Source organism: Aquirufa regiilacus, assembly GCF_032470275.1.
Classification (GTDB): Bacteria; Bacteroidota; Bacteroidia; order Cytophagales; family Spirosomataceae; genus Aquirufa; species Aquirufa regiilacus.
In genome coordinates this window covers 459,555-474,917 of the sequence record NZ_JAVNWW010000001.1, presented here as the reverse complement: position 1 = coordinate 474,917, position 15,363 = coordinate 459,555, and the positions used below count along the sequence as shown (strand labels likewise).

The 15,363-nt window shown below is 42.3% G+C and carries 12 protein-coding genes; 2 read left to right on the top strand and 10 right to left on the bottom strand.

All coding sequences use genetic code 11. The annotated features are described in order from the left end of the window. Window positions 1-43: 43 nt before the first annotated feature. The 3 genes from odhB to PQG45_RS01970 all read right to left on the bottom strand — a co-directional run bounded on the left by odhB (window position 44) and on the right by PQG45_RS01970 (window position 5,471). Window positions 44-1,570, bottom strand: a complete 1,527-nt coding sequence (gene odhB / locus PQG45_RS01980; RefSeq protein WP_316070208.1) for a 2-oxoglutarate dehydrogenase complex dihydrolipoyllysine-residue succinyltransferase — start codon at window positions 1,568-1,570, stop codon at window positions 44-46. Between the two features lie 9 nt (window positions 1,571-1,579). Next, complete coding sequence (locus PQG45_RS01975) at window positions 1,580-4,303, bottom strand: 2-oxoglutarate dehydrogenase E1 component (protein ID WP_316070207.1); 2,724 nt, start codon at window positions 4,301-4,303, stop codon at window positions 1,580-1,582. 250 nt (window positions 4,304-4,553) lie between these two features. Further along, window positions 4,554-5,471, bottom strand: coding sequence for a type IX secretion system membrane protein PorP/SprF (locus PQG45_RS01970; protein WP_316070206.1), 918 nt, complete (start codon window positions 5,469-5,471; stop codon window positions 4,554-4,556). Window positions 5,472-5,560: 89 nt separating this feature from the next. Here PQG45_RS01970 and htpG point away from each other — a divergent pair, with 89 nt between their 5' ends. After that, the gene (htpG, locus tag PQG45_RS01965; protein ID WP_316070205.1) at window positions 5,561-7,375 is read left to right on the top strand and encodes a molecular chaperone HtpG; all 1,815 of its coding nucleotides are present in this window, start codon (window positions 5,561-5,563) and stop codon (window positions 7,373-7,375) included. Between the two features lie 127 nt (window positions 7,376-7,502). Here the strand turns inward: htpG and PQG45_RS01960 are convergent, their stop codons facing one another. Further along, the gene (locus tag PQG45_RS01960) at window positions 7,503-8,102 is read right to left on the bottom strand and encodes a T9SS type A sorting domain-containing protein (RefSeq protein ID WP_315575725.1); all 600 of its coding nucleotides are present in this window, start codon (window positions 8,100-8,102) and stop codon (window positions 7,503-7,505) included. Window positions 8,103-8,195: 93 nt separating this feature from the next. Further along, complete coding sequence (locus PQG45_RS01955) at window positions 8,196-9,728, bottom strand: OstA-like protein (protein ID WP_316070204.1); 1,533 nt, start codon at window positions 9,726-9,728, stop codon at window positions 8,196-8,198. A gap of 57 nt (window positions 9,729-9,785) precedes the next feature. Here PQG45_RS01955 and tilS point away from each other — a divergent pair, with 57 nt between their 5' ends. Next, a complete protein-coding gene (gene tilS, locus PQG45_RS01950; RefSeq protein ID WP_316070203.1) occupies window positions 9,786-11,117 on the top strand; it encodes a tRNA lysidine(34) synthetase TilS in 1,332 nt (443 codons plus the stop codon). Between the two features lie 122 nt (window positions 11,118-11,239). Here tilS and porD read toward each other — a convergent pair whose 3' ends face one another. From porD to PQG45_RS01925, 5 genes are all read right to left on the bottom strand, one after another. After that, on the bottom strand, window positions 11,240-12,148 hold the full coding sequence (gene porD, locus PQG45_RS01945) for a type IX secretion system protein PorD (protein ID WP_316070202.1): 909 nt from the start codon (window positions 12,146-12,148) through the stop codon (window positions 11,240-11,242). A gap of 21 nt (window positions 12,149-12,169) precedes the next feature. After that, complete coding sequence (locus PQG45_RS01940) at window positions 12,170-12,487, bottom strand: DNA-directed RNA polymerase subunit omega (RefSeq protein ID WP_315576186.1); 318 nt, start codon at window positions 12,485-12,487, stop codon at window positions 12,170-12,172. Between the two features lie 61 nt (window positions 12,488-12,548). Beyond that, window positions 12,549-13,439, bottom strand: coding sequence for an outer membrane protein assembly factor BamD (locus PQG45_RS01935; RefSeq protein WP_316070201.1), 891 nt, complete (start codon window positions 13,437-13,439; stop codon window positions 12,549-12,551). Between the two features lie 18 nt (window positions 13,440-13,457). Continuing rightward, window positions 13,458-15,212, bottom strand: a complete 1,755-nt coding sequence (locus PQG45_RS01930; protein WP_315575733.1) for an ABC transporter ATP-binding protein — start codon at window positions 15,210-15,212, stop codon at window positions 13,458-13,460. Then, entirely contained in the window at window positions 15,202-15,363 is a 162-nt protein-coding gene (locus PQG45_RS01925) for a FeoB-associated Cys-rich membrane protein (RefSeq protein ID WP_315575735.1), read from the bottom strand. The genes PQG45_RS01930 and PQG45_RS01925 overlap by 11 nt, the downstream gene beginning before the upstream one ends.

Genomic DNA, 15,363 nt, shown 5'->3' with positions numbered 1-15,363 from the left:
GGCGATTGAAAGCGAATAGGCCCCGTGAGGCCTATTCTAGTCATTAAATATCTAACAATAAACGAGCTGGATCCTCTAATAGTTGCTTTAAGCGAACTAAGAAACTTACCGACTCACGGCCATCGATGATGCGGTGATCATACGATAAAGCCAAATACATAATCGGACGAATCACGATTTGACCGTCAACGACCACCGCGCGCTCAACGATATTGTGCATACCTAAAATCGCTACTTGTGGTGCATTGATGATCGGCGTAGAAAGCATCGAACCAAATACCCCACCATTCGTGATCGTAAATGTTCCGCCAGTCATTTCCTCCAAAGTCAATTTATTCTCACGTGCTTTTCCTGCTAGACGAACCACTTCTGATTCGATGCCCGCTAATGACAAGTTCTCTGCCGAACGAATCACTGGAACAACCAAACCTTTCGGTGCAGAAACCGCAATCGAAATATCGCAATAATCGTGGAACACGATTTCATCGCCATCGATCTTCGCATTCACCGAAGGGTACTCCTTCAAGGCTACGCAAACCGCTTTCGTGAAGAAGGACATAAAGCCTAAGCCTACGCCATGTTTCTCCTTGAATTTATCTTTATATTTTCCACGTAAATCCATGACCGGCTTCATGTCAACCTCATTGAAGGTCGTCAACATCGCCGTCTCATTTTTCACAGCCACCAAACGACGGGCAACTGTTTTACGCAATGAACTCATTTTCTCACGACGCGTTCCGCCTTGTGCGACCGCTGGGGCTGAAGCCGGAGCTGCTGCTGGTGCAGCCGCCGCTGGTTTCGAAGCTGCTACTGCATCTTCTTTGGTAATACGTCCACCTACTCCTGAACCCGCAACCGAAGCTGCCGCAATTCCTTTTTCATCTAATATTTTTGATGCTGCTGGCGAAGGATGTCCTGCTGCATAGCTTGCGTCAGAAGCTGAAGCTGCTGCCGGAGCCGCTGCTGGAGCTGGAGCTGCCGCTGGTGCTGCTGAAACGGAACCACCTACCGTGATTTTCGCCAACAAGCCTCCAATCGGAACCACAGAACCTGGTTGAGCAATCACCTCTAACACACCCGCTGATTCCGCTGGCAATTCGAAGGTCGCTTTATCTGACTCTAATTCGCAAAGAACTTCATCCAAGGAAACAACATCTCCTGTTTTCTTATTCCAAACCGAAACAGTAACTTCTGAAATTGACTCACCTACCGCCGGAACTTTAACTTCCAAAACAGTCGTTGGGCCTGAAGCCGGTGCTGGCGCTGCTGCTGCAGGTGCAGGAGCGGCAACAGCTGCTGGAGCGGCGTCTGCTATGGTAACCGATGCTGTCGCACCGCCCGCCTCAATCGTGCAAATAATCGCACCGATTGGCAAAACATCGCCTTCTTTTGCCACAATGTGCAAAATACCTTCAGCCTCAGCTGGCAATTCGAATGTGGCTTTGTCCGACTCAAGTTCGCACAATACCTCATCTAATTTCACGTGATCGCCTTCTTTCTTGTTCCAAGTAGCAACCGTTACTTCCGTGATTGACTCGCCCACAGCGGGCACTTTCATTTCTATAGCCATAATATTCGATTATTCAAATGCTCTGTTTATCAATGCTGCCTGCTCCTCTCCATGCACCTTCAAGAATCCTGTCGCCGGTGAGGCCGATTTCTTACGTGCGACTAATTTACTGAAACGTGACCAACCGAACTCACGAATCACATACGACCAATAGCCCATGTTTTCCGGTTCTTCTTGCACGTAGAAAATCTCCGCTGATTTGTATTTCGCTAATTCCGCTTCAACTTGCTTCGTCGGGAATGGATGCAATTGCTCCAAACGGATAATCGCAACATCCTTGCGCTTGTCTTTTTCTTGACGATCCAATAAATCAAAATAAACTTTACCTGAACAGATCAATACGCGTTTTACATTTGCTTTGTCTGCGTATTCATCTCCAATCACTTCTTGGAATGAACCTTTCGTAAAGGCATCCAATTTCGAAACAACTTTCGGATGACGGAAAATAGATTTCGGCGACATCACCACCAATGGCTTACGGAACTCCCAAGTTAATTGGCGGCGCAAGGCATGGAAAATATTGGCTGGTGTTGTCAAATTCGCAATCACCATGTTGTTTTCCGCTGCTAATTGTAAGAATCGCTCTGGACGTGCATTTGAGTGCTCCGGCCCTTGTCCTTCATAGCCATGTGGCAACAACATCACCAAACCGTTTTGTGTCCCCCACTTCGATTCGTGCGACGAAATAAATTGGTCAATCATCGTCTGCGCGCCATTGGCGAAATCACCAAACTGTGCCTCCCAGATAACCAAGGCATTCGGATTCGCTAAGGCATAACCAAACTCATAACCCAATACGCCGTATTCCGACAATAATGAGTTATAGATTTGTGCTGTTTCCTGCTTATCCGAAATATGATTTAAGGAACTGTAATTCTCATTTGTATTCGCATCATGCAATACAGCATGGCGGTGTGAGAACGTACCGCGTTGTACGTCTTGTCCCGACAAACGAACTGCTTTGCCTTCTACCAATAAAGAACCGTATGCTAATAACTCAGCCGTAGCCCAGTTTAATTCACCTTTTTCAAAGTATACTTTACGGTCGGCAATTACTTTTTCAATTTGCTTCAAAGCCACAAAGCCTTTTGGCAAGGTTGTGATGGCTTTAGCTACTTGATCAATGATTGCTAGAGAAATGGCTGTTTTAGGCGATTTTTCGAAATCCTTTTCGGTAGAGTAACGCAATTCTGACCAAGCATTATCCAATTTTAATGGAATATATGGAGGGCGAACTTTTTGTTTCACCAAATCCAAGCGCGCTTGCAACTCGGCTTTGAACTCGGCGTCCATTTGCTCCGCTAACTTCGCTTCGATTTCTCCTTGCTTGATTAATTTCTGTGTATAGATTTCACGTGGATTCGGGTGATTCGTAATATTCGCATACAAAGTAGGCTGCGTAAAACGAGGCTCATCAGATTCGTTGTGTCCATTCCGACGGTAACAAACCATATCCACAAATACATCACGGCCAAACTCCTGGCGGAACTCAGCAGCAATACGCGATACGAAAACCACTGCTTCCGGATCATCTCCGTTCACGTGGAACACCGGTGCGTCAATTATCTTCGCAACATCCGTGCAATAAATCGCAGAACGTGCATCTTCAAAATCCGTCGTAAAACCTACTTGGTTATTGATCACAAAGTGAATCGTTCCACCCGTTGAATAACCTTTCAATTTCGCCATTTGCGTCACTTCATACACGATACCTTGGCCAGCGACCGCCGCATCTCCGTGAATCAAAATAGGCATTACTTTCGAATAATCGCCATGGTAATGGGCATCAGCACTTGCCCGACAGAATCCCTCAACCAAAGGATTTACGGCTTCTAAGTGTGATGGATTCGGAGCTAATTTCAAAGAAATCTCACTACCGTTAGGTGAAATATGTTTCGATGAATAACCTAAGTGGTATTTCACGTCACCATCCCCATGAATCTCATTCGGTACATTTCCTTCGAAACCATCAAAGATCGATTCGTAGGATTTATGCATGATGTTCGCCAAAACGTTCAAACGACCCCGGTGTGCCATACCAATCATGGCTTCTTTGACACCTAAGTCGGCCGACGTATTAATAATCGCATCTAAACCCGCGATGGTTGATTCACCACCTTCAAGTCCGAAACGCTTTTGGCCTAAGTATTTTGTTCCTAAGAAATTTTCAAAAACGACAGCTTCATTCAATTTCTGAAGGATATGCTTTTTCTTTTCAAACGATGGGTTGAAAGACAAAGCTTCTTTCTCAATTTTATTGCGCAACCATTCTTTCGTAGCTACCTCGCGGATATACGAATACTCAAAACCAATTGTCCCGGCATAAATCTTATGCAAAGCCTCTTGAATTTGACGTAAAGTCGCAGGACCAATTCCCAAGAAAACACCCGCCTGAAACACGGTATCTAAATCAGCATCCGAAAGCGCGTAATCAGCTAAACCTAAACGCGGCTGGCGATCTTTGCGCTCACGAACCGGATTTGTTTTTGACAACAAGTGACCACGTGAACGAAAAGCTTTGATGAGTGAGATAACAGCCATTTCCTTTTGAACATGTGCAGAATCTGCAGCATTGCCCACAGGCGCATCTGTTAACCAGGTTTGTGAAAAATCGAAACCCTTAAAGAAATCTCTCCAAGAGCTATCTACGGAATTGGGGTCTTGTTTGTATGCTTCGTACAAGTCAGCGATGACTTGGGTATCTGCATTGGCAACGTAGGAAAATGGATCCATAATGTAAAATTCCAGCCTTCGACTAGAAAAGTTTCAAACGTTATTGTTTTGGTTTAGGTAAATTTAATTCTCGCGAAAAAAATCCTCGCAATTTAATATACTCTTGGCAATAAAACCCAACAATTCACGGGTTTTTATACCATATAAGAGCACAAATTTCTTTGGAAAAAATCCTATTTATTCGTGCACCAAAAAATTCTTTATTTATTACAATTATATCCTACCAAAGTCAAAGAAATTGCATTATTACTTAAGGCCGGAATTCCGCGATTTTCCCATTTCCTAAATCTACCTCGTAACGGATGAATAATTGGTGAAATCCTGCGCGTTCCGAAGAAACCGTTGAACCAAAGCCCGCAGGATAATAAGCCGTAGATTCTCCTAAAAAATCATAGGCATATCCCACGCGAAAGTTTTTCCCGAGGGCAACTTCTAAACTACCTAAAAGTGCCTTTGAACCTAATTCCGATCCTGTACCCTGATACCAAATTCCAGCACCCACTTTTTCCTTGAACCAAAAAACAGCATAATAGTCTGATTTCATCGTTTCTTGTTGGTTTCGCAGGATCGCTCCTAGCTTGACCGCATGTTGATTGAGGTGCAAGATATATTGCCCCGACAAGTACATAGGCTTATGCATGGACCCATAACTCGATTCAAAAGAATTTGCGGGCGAACTAAAGCCAACTTGTAGATCACCGCGGGTGTAATGTACCCCCCAACCATAATGACCACCCAAAACACTTGTACCACTTTTACCAATGATGGGATATTGATTCACGCCCACCTGCACACCGATTCGAACATAGTTTCCTCTCCCCCACGCAAAATTTTTAGCAGCAACAGCCGCTAATCCCAAATTCGCAGCGATTCCACCCGATGCCAAGGCATACGATTGATCTGTATTGTATGCCAAAAAACCGATACCTCCTTTTTCCTGTGCGATGGGCATATCAAAACTAAAGTATTGTTGGGACGATGCCGTATTCGTAATCCCACCCTGAAACAGCGGTTTTTTTCGATAAATCCCGGTGATGGAACCTACGCCTTTGGCACCAGCGATTGCCGGATTAATGGCCAATGGCATGAAGGGATAGACCATGCGCAAGGATTCTTGCTGGGCAAAAAGAGGCAAACTCATCAATAAAAAAACAACAACTTTTCGCATAAAAACTGACAATATGACATTCCGAAAGGTTTTGGACTAACATTTGAACCTACGGAATTCAAATTTATGATTTTTAATCTCAATTAAACATGAAAGAAACAGGTAACATCTCCATTCACACTGAGAACATTTTTCCCATCATCAAGAAATTTCTCTATTCTGACCACGAGATTTTCCTTCGTGAGTTGGTATCCAATGCCGTAGACGCCACCCAAAAAATCAAGCGATTGAGCTCCATAGGGGAATTCAATGGGGAATTGGGTGATTTAAAAGTTCAAGTAAGCTTCGATAAGGATAAGAAAACGATCACGATTTCCGACAACGGAATCGGGATGACGGCCGAAGAAATAAAAAAATACATCAATCAAATCGCCTTCTCCGGAGCTACAGAATTCGTAGAGAAATACAAAGACCAAGGGGATGACAAAGGAATCATCGGTCATTTTGGCCTAGGATTTTATTCCGCCTTCATGGTTGCGAAGGAAGTGGAAATTATTTCAAAATCGTATCAAGAAGGATCTGAAGCAGCGCGTTGGATCTGCGATGGTTCGACCGAATATTCAATTAGTTCTGCCAAAAAGAAAACACGTGGAACGGACATCATCCTTCACATTGCGGAAGATTCGGAAGAATTCTTGGAAGAGTATCGTTTAAAATCGATCCTCGATAAGTATGGCAAGTTCTTACCTATGCCGATTGAATTCCAAGAGAAAATCATCAATAACCCAAATCCCATTTGGACGAAATCACCATCCGATTTAACGGATGAAGATTACTTACAATTCTACGACGAATTGTATCCGATGCAGGAAAAACCTTTGTTCTGGATTCACTTAAATGTGGACTATCCATTCAACTTAACAGGAATTTTGTATTTCCCGAAAGTGAAGAACGAAATGCAATTGCAACGCGAAAAAATTCAGTTGTATAGCAGACAAGTCTTCATCACGGACGAAGTCAAAGACATCGTTCCTGAGTTCTTAATGTTGTTGCACGGGGTCATCGACTCACCGGATATCCCATTGAACGTTTCCCGCTCGTTCTTGCAGGCGGATTCGAATGTCAAGAAAATCAACTCGTACATCACGAAGAAAGTGGCAGATAAATTGGCCGACCTATTCAAAGCAGACCGCGCAGCATTCGAAGAGAAATTTGCGAACATCGGACTATTCGTAAAATACGGAATGATCTCTGATGAGAAATTCATGGAACGTGCGATGAATTTTTGCTTAGTTCAAGATACGAATGACAAATATTTTACGTTAGACGAATACGCTGAAGAAGTTCAAGCAGCTCAAACGGATAAAGATGGCAACAAAGTCTATCTCTATACGACTGATGAACAACAGCAAGATGCCTTTATTCAATCCGCCAAACAAAAAGAGTACTCGGTTCTAAAACTTGATTCCTTGATTGATAGTCATTTCATTCAAGCCATGGAAGCGAAATTGGAGAAAACCCAATGGAAACGCGTCGATGCAGACCGAATTGATAAATTAATCGACACGGGAATCAACTTAGAAGCAGTTCTTAGTGATACGCAAAAAGAGAGCGTGAAGAAAGTCTTCGAAGAAACCTTGAATGACAAACAAAAAGTCGTTGCTGTAGAGGCCATGTCGCCTGATGAATTACCAGCGATTGTTACGCAAAATGAATTCATGCGTCGCATGAGCGAAATGTCGAAAAATGGAGGTGGCATGGGGATGTTTGGGTCAATGCCAACAACCTATAACATCACGGTCAATGCGAATCACCCTTTGATTGGGAAATTAGCCGGTTTGGAATCCGAAGATGAGCAAAAAGCATTGGCAAAACAAATCTCAGATTTAGCTTTACTGTCGCAGAATTTATTGACAGGAGCTGATTTGACGGCTTTCATCAAACGAACAATTGCGAAGCAATAGCACAACCAGACATTAGACACTAGACATTAGACATTAGAAAAAACAAAAGTCTACAGTCAAAAGTCCATCGTCTATAGTCCATCGTCTATAATCCAAAAAACCTGGGTGGTCTTCCATCCGGGTTTTTTTATAAGCCTTTGCGAACGATAATTTTCTTGGTAGCCACCGACCGACCGTCGATAGACAATTGATACAAATACATGCCTGAAGAAAAATCACGCAAAGAGATTCGAAGCGTTCTTTGGTCTCGATCTAAAGCAAATTCCTTCACTTGCTCGCCCAACACATTGTAAAAGCCTAATCGTAATTCCTGATTACCTACAACCTGATAATCAATATCCAAAAAATCACTTGCTGGATTTGGATAGGCATGTGAAACCTGAATGCGGTCATTATAAAACAAATAATTACTATTATTGCTGTTCTCCTCAACCAACTTCCGGTCTGGAACCTGACCTACAATCGTCGTAGTTGAAGGTTTTGCAAAACTGGATTTCATGATTTGTGTGAGGTATGAATTCTGCTTCAAATCAAGATTTGTTTGCAATGCCGGATTCACATGAAACGAACGCTTAGACAACAATATAGGTAAATTGACACGCTGCGCTGTTCGCTGAATCGCTAATCGAGATTTCGATTTTCCTTCTATTTGCGCATGCAAAAAAACGGGGCTTAAAAAACCCAGCAGCAAAGCAAAAAAGAAAGTGTTACGTACAGCTTGAATCATAGGATAATCGAATAATCAAAGGTAAGTCTTTCGCGCAAACAAAAACGCACACAATGGGCAAACGGTCCAAATCCAATGACAAAATGCCGAATTTTAAGGTTTTTTAACAGTCGGAGTCTGCTGAACACGCTCCAAGACCATCGGCAATGTGATTTTTTCCTTTGACCGCCAATTAAACCCGTCCAAATACTCAAGCTCTTCCTTCCACTCTTTGGGAGGCACGAACTTCGCTTCGGGTTTCGTGATAAACGATATCTTGTTGATTTTATTTTCTTGGAAAAAGAGATTCATCCGACTGCATTCGACCCGATTTAAGCCCGTGGTATTTTTCTTATCATCCACGACATAATAAACACTCTCTCCATTGCCGTCGACCTGCACTTTCTTTAAGCGAGAATCATCCGCAAAGAATACCCACATTTTCCGACCTTTAATTTGATTATAATGGGAGGCAGAATCTATTGAAATAACGAAAGAATGACCACGTAAACGCATCTCTCGCATTTTCTGATTGGTCATGTACATAGATACCGAATCCGCTTGCAACTGGGAATCATTCGTCCACAGCAACGGTTTTTGATAAAAATGTATCACCGAATCCTTCGTGTCGTAACCGAGTGAATCACATTTACCGGAGAAATCGGATTTAAAGAGTAAGACATTTTTATATGCATACAATTTACGCGTAGAATCGACCTTATTTTGCATCGACACAAGGGTATCAGCCGTCAAATACAAGGTATCTTGCTCGCCGATATTTCGCATCAGCGCACGCCCATAAACCCGCGTAATTCCCGTTTTTCCTGCGTACCGACCGTGGTCACCCGTCAAAATCACCTTTTGTTTTTGGCTTAAAAACTCTACCCGACCGCGTGCTACACCAATCTGCGTGGGACTGTCGTAAAACAAGGTATCCGCGGAAAGAATATACTCGTCGGTTTTGGCAGTCGACCGACCTGTGAAATTTGACACTTTGCTTTGTGTATTGTAGAAGCCCGCGTTCGTTAGGACCGTATCCTTTTTCGTAATAATTTCCGTAGGAGCGATAAAATAAGCCTCCTTAGATGCTGTGTTATATTTGAGGGAATCAGCCTGCAGCTTCCCTCCATCCTTATCCAAAACGCGGACCTTTTGTTTGAAGAGAAAGTTCTTCGTAACGGTATTGTAAAATCCTTCCCGACTCGACAAAGTAGATTTTTTGTCAATTATTTTAGCACCCGTATGGTAAATAGCCATCCGAGAATTCATATCGTAATCTAACTTATTCGTTGACAGCACAATGGTATGATCATCTAATTTGACTTTGCCCGAGATGTATGCCTGTCGCGTATCGCCTATATACACAGCCGTATCTCCCGTAATCGTCACGGTGTCCGCTTGAATGATTTTCACATGGCCATAAGCCTCGACATTATTCGTGGAACTATTTAAAACTGCTTGATCACAGGCTAAAGTCGTAGTTCCTTGTCGGAGAAATACCCGCCCAATCAACGTTTTTCGCATGATTAGCTCCTGCTGCATCCCATTAAGACTGTCGGCACGAATGACCTCTAGCTGACTTTGCGCAAGCAAGCAAGCCGGGAGCATCAAAAAGAAAAAGAGGAATAATCCGTATTTTTGCCGCATGTTCATTGCGAATCGTTAATTTCGCATCATCAATTGAACGCGCAATTTACCAATTTTATGCTGGAAGATTTCATCCATTTTATCCAAAAAGAGAATTTATTTCAACCCGAAGACAAAATCCTCATTGCTGTTAGCGGCGGGATTGATTCGGTGGTATTAGCCAAACTATTCTCGTTGGCAAAATTCAATTTTGGAATTGCGCATGTGAATTTCAGTTTACGCGGAGAAGAATCCCTGGCCGACGAGGTATTTGTGAAGAAATTCGCCAAAACCCTGAAAGTCCCTTACCACAACATCGTATTTGACACCAAAGCCTTTGCCGAAAAAGAGAAAATTTCGACTCAGATGGCCGCGCGATTGTTACGCTACAACTGGTTCGAAGAAATCCGCCAGCGGGAAGGATATCAATACATCGCAACCGCACACCATCAAATGGATAGCGCTGAAACTGTCTTGATAAATTTAACGCGAGGAAGCGGATTAGCGGGATTCCATGGTATCCCATTAAAGAATGGCCACATTATCCGACCGATGTTGTTCGCGAATCAAGAACAGATATTCGACCTTGTGGTAGAAAAGCATTTAGCATGGCGCGAAGATTCGTCGAATGAATCGACGAAATACCAACGTAATTTCATCCGCCATGAAATCATGCCCAAGTTCCAAGAGCTTAATTCCACTTTTGATGAAACCCTCGCACAAACGAGTGAACGCATTCGCGACATCGAGGAATGGATTCAGGAAGAATATGCCATGTGGCAAGAGGCGAATATCAAAAGTGACACAGCGAATAACCTTTTCGTCCAATTAAATGATAAAACGGCCCGTGAAAAAGTCATGCAACAACGCTGGCTTCAAAGCCTCGCTTTTAACGGAGATCAAATCGCACAGATCACAAATCATCCTGCAGATAAAGTGGGTAAAATCTTCGAATCACCACTTTTTACATTAAATATCGATCGTAATCAATGGGTATTAAGTCCTAAAGACCAGTCGGAGTACAAGCCCATCTTAGTCCAAGAAGAAGATGAAATCATCGACTTAGGAACAAAAGAATTACATATTTATGTCGAAGAAAATACGGCAGATTTCAAGGTACCCACAGAGGCAAACATTGCTTGTCTCGATGCGGATAGCTTAACATTTCCCTTGGAAATTCGCAAGTCACAAGAAGGCGATTGGTTTTGCCCGCTGGGCATGAATTCCAAAAAGCTTATTTCAGATTTTCTGACCGACAAAAAAGTAGCACTCAATATCAAGAAAACGACCCTATTAATGCTGAGTAAAGGTTCTGTTGCATGGATTGTGGGCCATCGAATAGACAATCGATTCAAGGTTTCTGACAAAACGGAAACGGTGATGATTTTCGAATTAAAACCAAAGGTTTAGCACGTCCTTGGGTCATGTTTTTAGGCTAATTTTCATGCATGCCTCAGCTACCTTTGGCAAACCTTGGAGGATTGCCAAAGGTAAAGAGGAAATAGAACTCTAACGTTCCTAAAACTGATAATCTACCTGATTAATTTTCGATAAGATTCGGTCCGAATGGGATCTAGTAAACTTAAATAAGCAAAGGCTTGTTGGCGCTCAGACGCACCCGCCTCATCCAAGATGGAAAAGATCTCCTCACTCTTGGCATCAAAAAATACACGAATACTTGCAGCACCTGGTCGGATTTGATTGATCTGACGAATCTGCATCAACAAATCTAAAATACCCTTACGAGCCTCGTCTGGTTTCTCCTTAAATGTATCCAAATACAAACGGTGATAGCTATAATTCACATCGCGCATCCCTTGAATTTGTTGGTTCATCAAATTCTCCGAAATCGCAAAACGCGAACGAATGTCGGAGGCATTCCCCCAACCCGTACCTGAATTTTGGGCCAAATTCGTCAAATTTGCCAATTTCTGCACAAAAGCCTCTCCCCCACGCAATCCCATCGAATCATAATGATAAGCGAGAGACAAATAGGCATAATAGGCCATCAATGAACTCAAATTATCGATAAAACTATTGTCATTGTACGTTATTGGCGTGCCCAGCTGATACTTAAAATTGAAATTTTTATCGATCATGTTCAAGACTACCGTTTCATAGGAAGTACCATACACAGGTCGCAAGACTTGAATGCGTGCATTAGCCTCAAAATCTCCTTGAGAACTCGCTTTGGTCAATAATAAATTGATATTCAACTTAATTTTTTCTTCAGGCGCAAAATTATCATTGGACCAACGGCGGTTGGACAAAAAATCTTGTAAGGTACGCTGAAGTTCGGAATAGATCTGCGAGGATCCTCGCTGTTGATCGAGCTGTAATTGCTCGGTGTTAATCGTCACTGTTGCCTGTAGTTCTTGGGCTTTCGTTGCCCAAGAACCGAGACATAATATCGCGAATATTAGTATGCGAATGGATTTCATATGAAATCAAACGAAAAAAGATTAGTTTTCGTCTGTTCCTTCTGTACGTTCTCTGAAATCTACTTTGTCAGCCAAAAATTCGTCAATGGCAATTGCGCTTGGCTTTGGCATACGCTCGTAGTATTTCGAGATTTCGATTTGCTCACGGTTTTCAAAAATCTCTTCTAAATTATCTACCGATGAAGCAAACTCAGATAATTTACCTGATAATTCCTCCTTCATTTTGCTTGAAATCTGACGTGCACGTTGTCCAATAATCGAAATGGACTCGTATGTATTACCTGTCTTTGCAGCAATTTTATCTACATCACGCGTAATGATTGATGGATTGGTTTGGATCTTAGACATCTCTTTGAATTTTAATTAAGGTTGCAAAAATAAGATAATTTTCTGAAATAAACTATTGGGGACTCGTGGTCAATTTAGACGTATTCGACTTCTCTTTCTCTAATAACGCTTTCTGTTCTGCTTCAAGTTTAGCAATGCGCTCTACTTCCACATTACTCTTCACATACATCTTCTCCGCATCCTTCAAATAGGCGCTTTGTGGATATTTGTCTACGAGTTCTAAATAAAACTTAGATGCATCGGAATAACGTTCCTTTTGCTTGGATTCAATGGTACTGTTTGCCAAATCATATTGTGCCAATACCTTCAAATAAGCCATTTCCTCATTGTAATCCGAGTCTGGGAAATCACGCTGAAAGTTTGTGATTTCAATCACAGATGACTTCAAGGATGCCACGTTAAAGGGGGATGTTTTATGGTACAATTTCGCTTTTTCATAAGCCTTGCGCTCCAACTTGCGACGCAACTCCTTAATCATATTCGAACATTCATCCTTGAATTTCGTGTCTGGATAATTATTCAAATAACTCTGCAATTCATTGATCGCTGACAAAGTACCTGTTTGGTCCAGGTTAAAATTGGGAGAATCCTTGTACAAGGAAAATGCAGACATATAAATGGCTTCTTCTGCAAATTCACTACGCGAAAAAACCTCATAAAACTTCTTGAAATGCGCATTCGCTAGGGTATAATTCCCTAAATTGAAATCGCAATATGCCTGATAATAGGTGGCCATTTCTTGGGTAGAATCTCCCTTCATTAAGGGTAGTATCTCATCAAATAAGATACTTGCCTTGTCAAAATCTTTCTTTTTATAATAGTCCACGGCAGCCTTGTACTTGACAGGCAAACTCGCATTCTTACGGAACTTCTCAAACTTACCGCATGAACTCAAGCCGAGCAATGCAATAAAACCAACTAGAATATAATTTTTCAATTTCATAAGCCCCAAATATACGGATTAATTACGACTAAATTGTAAATGATACAATTGCGCATACAATCCCTCTTGCTTCAATAACGCCTCATGCGTTCCTCGTTCTTTAATTTCACCTTTGTCCATCACCAAAATCTGATGCGCATTACGAATCGTAGATAAGCGATGCGCAATCACGACTGCCGTTCGTCCTTGCATCAGGGTAGCAATCGCTTGTTGGATTAGGCCCTCCGACTCAGAATCAACCGAAGATGTTGCCTCATCTAAAATAATAATTTTGGGGTCATGCACCATGGCACGAACGAAAGAAATAAGTTGGCGCTGACCCACACTCAACGTAGCGCCACGTTCCATCACCTCATAGGCATAGCCACCTGGCAACGACATAATAAAATCATGCACACCTACCGCCTTCGCGGCTTCTTCAATCTTTTCCTGCGAAATGGCTGTATCGCCTAAATGAATATTGTAAGCGATGGATGCGCTAAACAAAAAGACATCTTGCAAGACGATCGCTATATTTTTACGCAAACTGTGAATCTCATATGCTGGTAACGCAACGCCATCAATTCGAATTTGACCTTGCTGGCAATCATACATACGGCCTAATAAACCAATAATAGATGATTTCCCAGCACCCGTTGCACCGACAATCGCCAACGTTTGTCCCGAAGGAACTTCAAAACTTACATTTTTAACAACCCATTCCGGTTCATTATAAGCAAAGCTTACATCATCAAATTCGATGTTTCCTTTCAATTCATCAGCCAAAACCTTCCCATTATTCTGAATATAATCTGTTGAATCCAACAAAGTCAAAATACGCTCCGTCGAAACAATCCCCATTTGCAAGGTATTAAAACGATCCGCAAGCATCCGGATTGGTCGGAAAAAGAGGTTAATGAACATAATGAAGGCCGTCAGTGTCCCCACCGTAATTTGCTCTTTCAAAATATAGGTCGAAGCCATCCAAACCACAAAACCTGAACCCACCGCGGATATCACATCGGCTACGGGAAAATAAACCGAATAGGCTAGAATACCGCGAATATTCGCATCGCGATGATCCTCATTGATTTTGTTGAATTTCGCCAATTCCCGCTTTTCGGCATGGAATAATTGTACAATCATCATCCCCGAAATATGCTCTTGAACAAACGAATTCAGATTCGCCACAGCTCCCCGCACCTCGTTAAAGGATTTCTTGATGTATTCTTTAAAAACATAAGTTGAAAATACCATGAACGGCACTGTCGCTAAAATCACTAATGTCAAGCGCCAATCGGTGTAAAACATCACCCCGATGATCAAAAACAATTGCAACAAATCCCCAGCAATAGATGCCAAGCCTTCCGAAAACACATCATTCAAAGTCTCGATATCAGACACCGTCCGAGTAACCAGTCGGCCGATAGGAGTCGCATCAAAAAAGGCTAGTTTCAAATCAACGATTTTGGCATAGAGTTGGACACGGATATCACGAATAACCGTTTGTCCCAGGTAACCAGCCAAATAACTCGTAGAAAATTGAAGCCCTGTCTGCGCGAAAAGCACCGCAATCATGATGAAGAACATGCGAAGCAAGTCGGCCATTTTATCTAAACTCACAAAGTGGTCAAGCGTATACCGAATCATCAAGGGAATCACGGGTGACACACCCGCCATGCACAAAATAAGGCCTACGAGAAACCAGAACCGGAATTTATAAGGCTTAATGAAGCCATAAATCCTTCGGATAATTTGCAAATCAACAATTTTTCCGCTTTCCTTATCTTTCAATGGATTCGATTTTATCGAGTGAGCTGGCTGCGCAAGTACCGCAACCTTTGGCGCATTGACCCGCCGTTTTACCCCAAAATTGTTGATACACCAATCTTCCTAAATAGAAGAGTGCAGCAGCAAAAACCAAGAAGATGATTATTTGTTCCAT

Bases quoted from the DNA above. Each gene is read 5' to 3' on its own strand.
- odhB (WP_316070208.1), bottom strand. From the start codon at position 1,570: ATGGCTATAGAAATGAAAGTGCCCGCTGTGGGCGAGTCAATCACGGAA.
- PQG45_RS01975 (WP_316070207.1), bottom strand. From the start codon at position 4,303: ATGGATCCATTTTCCTACGTTGCCAATGCAGATACCCAAGTCATCGCT.
- PQG45_RS01970 (WP_316070206.1), bottom strand. From the start codon at position 5,471: ATGCGAAAAGTTGTTGTTTTTTTATTGATGAGTTTGCCTCTTTTTGCC.
- htpG (WP_316070205.1), top strand. From the start codon at position 5,561: ATGAAAGAAACAGGTAACATCTCCATTCACACTGAGAACATTTTTCCC.
- PQG45_RS01960 (WP_315575725.1), bottom strand. From the start codon at position 8,102: ATGATTCAAGCTGTACGTAACACTTTCTTTTTTGCTTTGCTGCTGGGT.
- PQG45_RS01955 (WP_316070204.1), bottom strand. From the start codon at position 9,728: ATGCGGCAAAAATACGGATTATTCCTCTTTTTCTTTTTGATGCTCCCG.
- tilS (WP_316070203.1), top strand. From the start codon at position 9,786: ATGCTGGAAGATTTCATCCATTTTATCCAAAAAGAGAATTTATTTCAA.
- porD (WP_316070202.1), bottom strand. From the start codon at position 12,148: ATGAAATCCATTCGCATACTAATATTCGCGATATTATGTCTCGGTTCT.
- PQG45_RS01935 (WP_316070201.1), bottom strand. From the start codon at position 13,439: ATGAAATTGAAAAATTATATTCTAGTTGGTTTTATTGCATTGCTCGGC.
- PQG45_RS01925 (WP_315575735.1), bottom strand. From the start codon at position 15,363: ATGGAACAAATAATCATCTTCTTGGTTTTTGCTGCTGCACTCTTCTAT.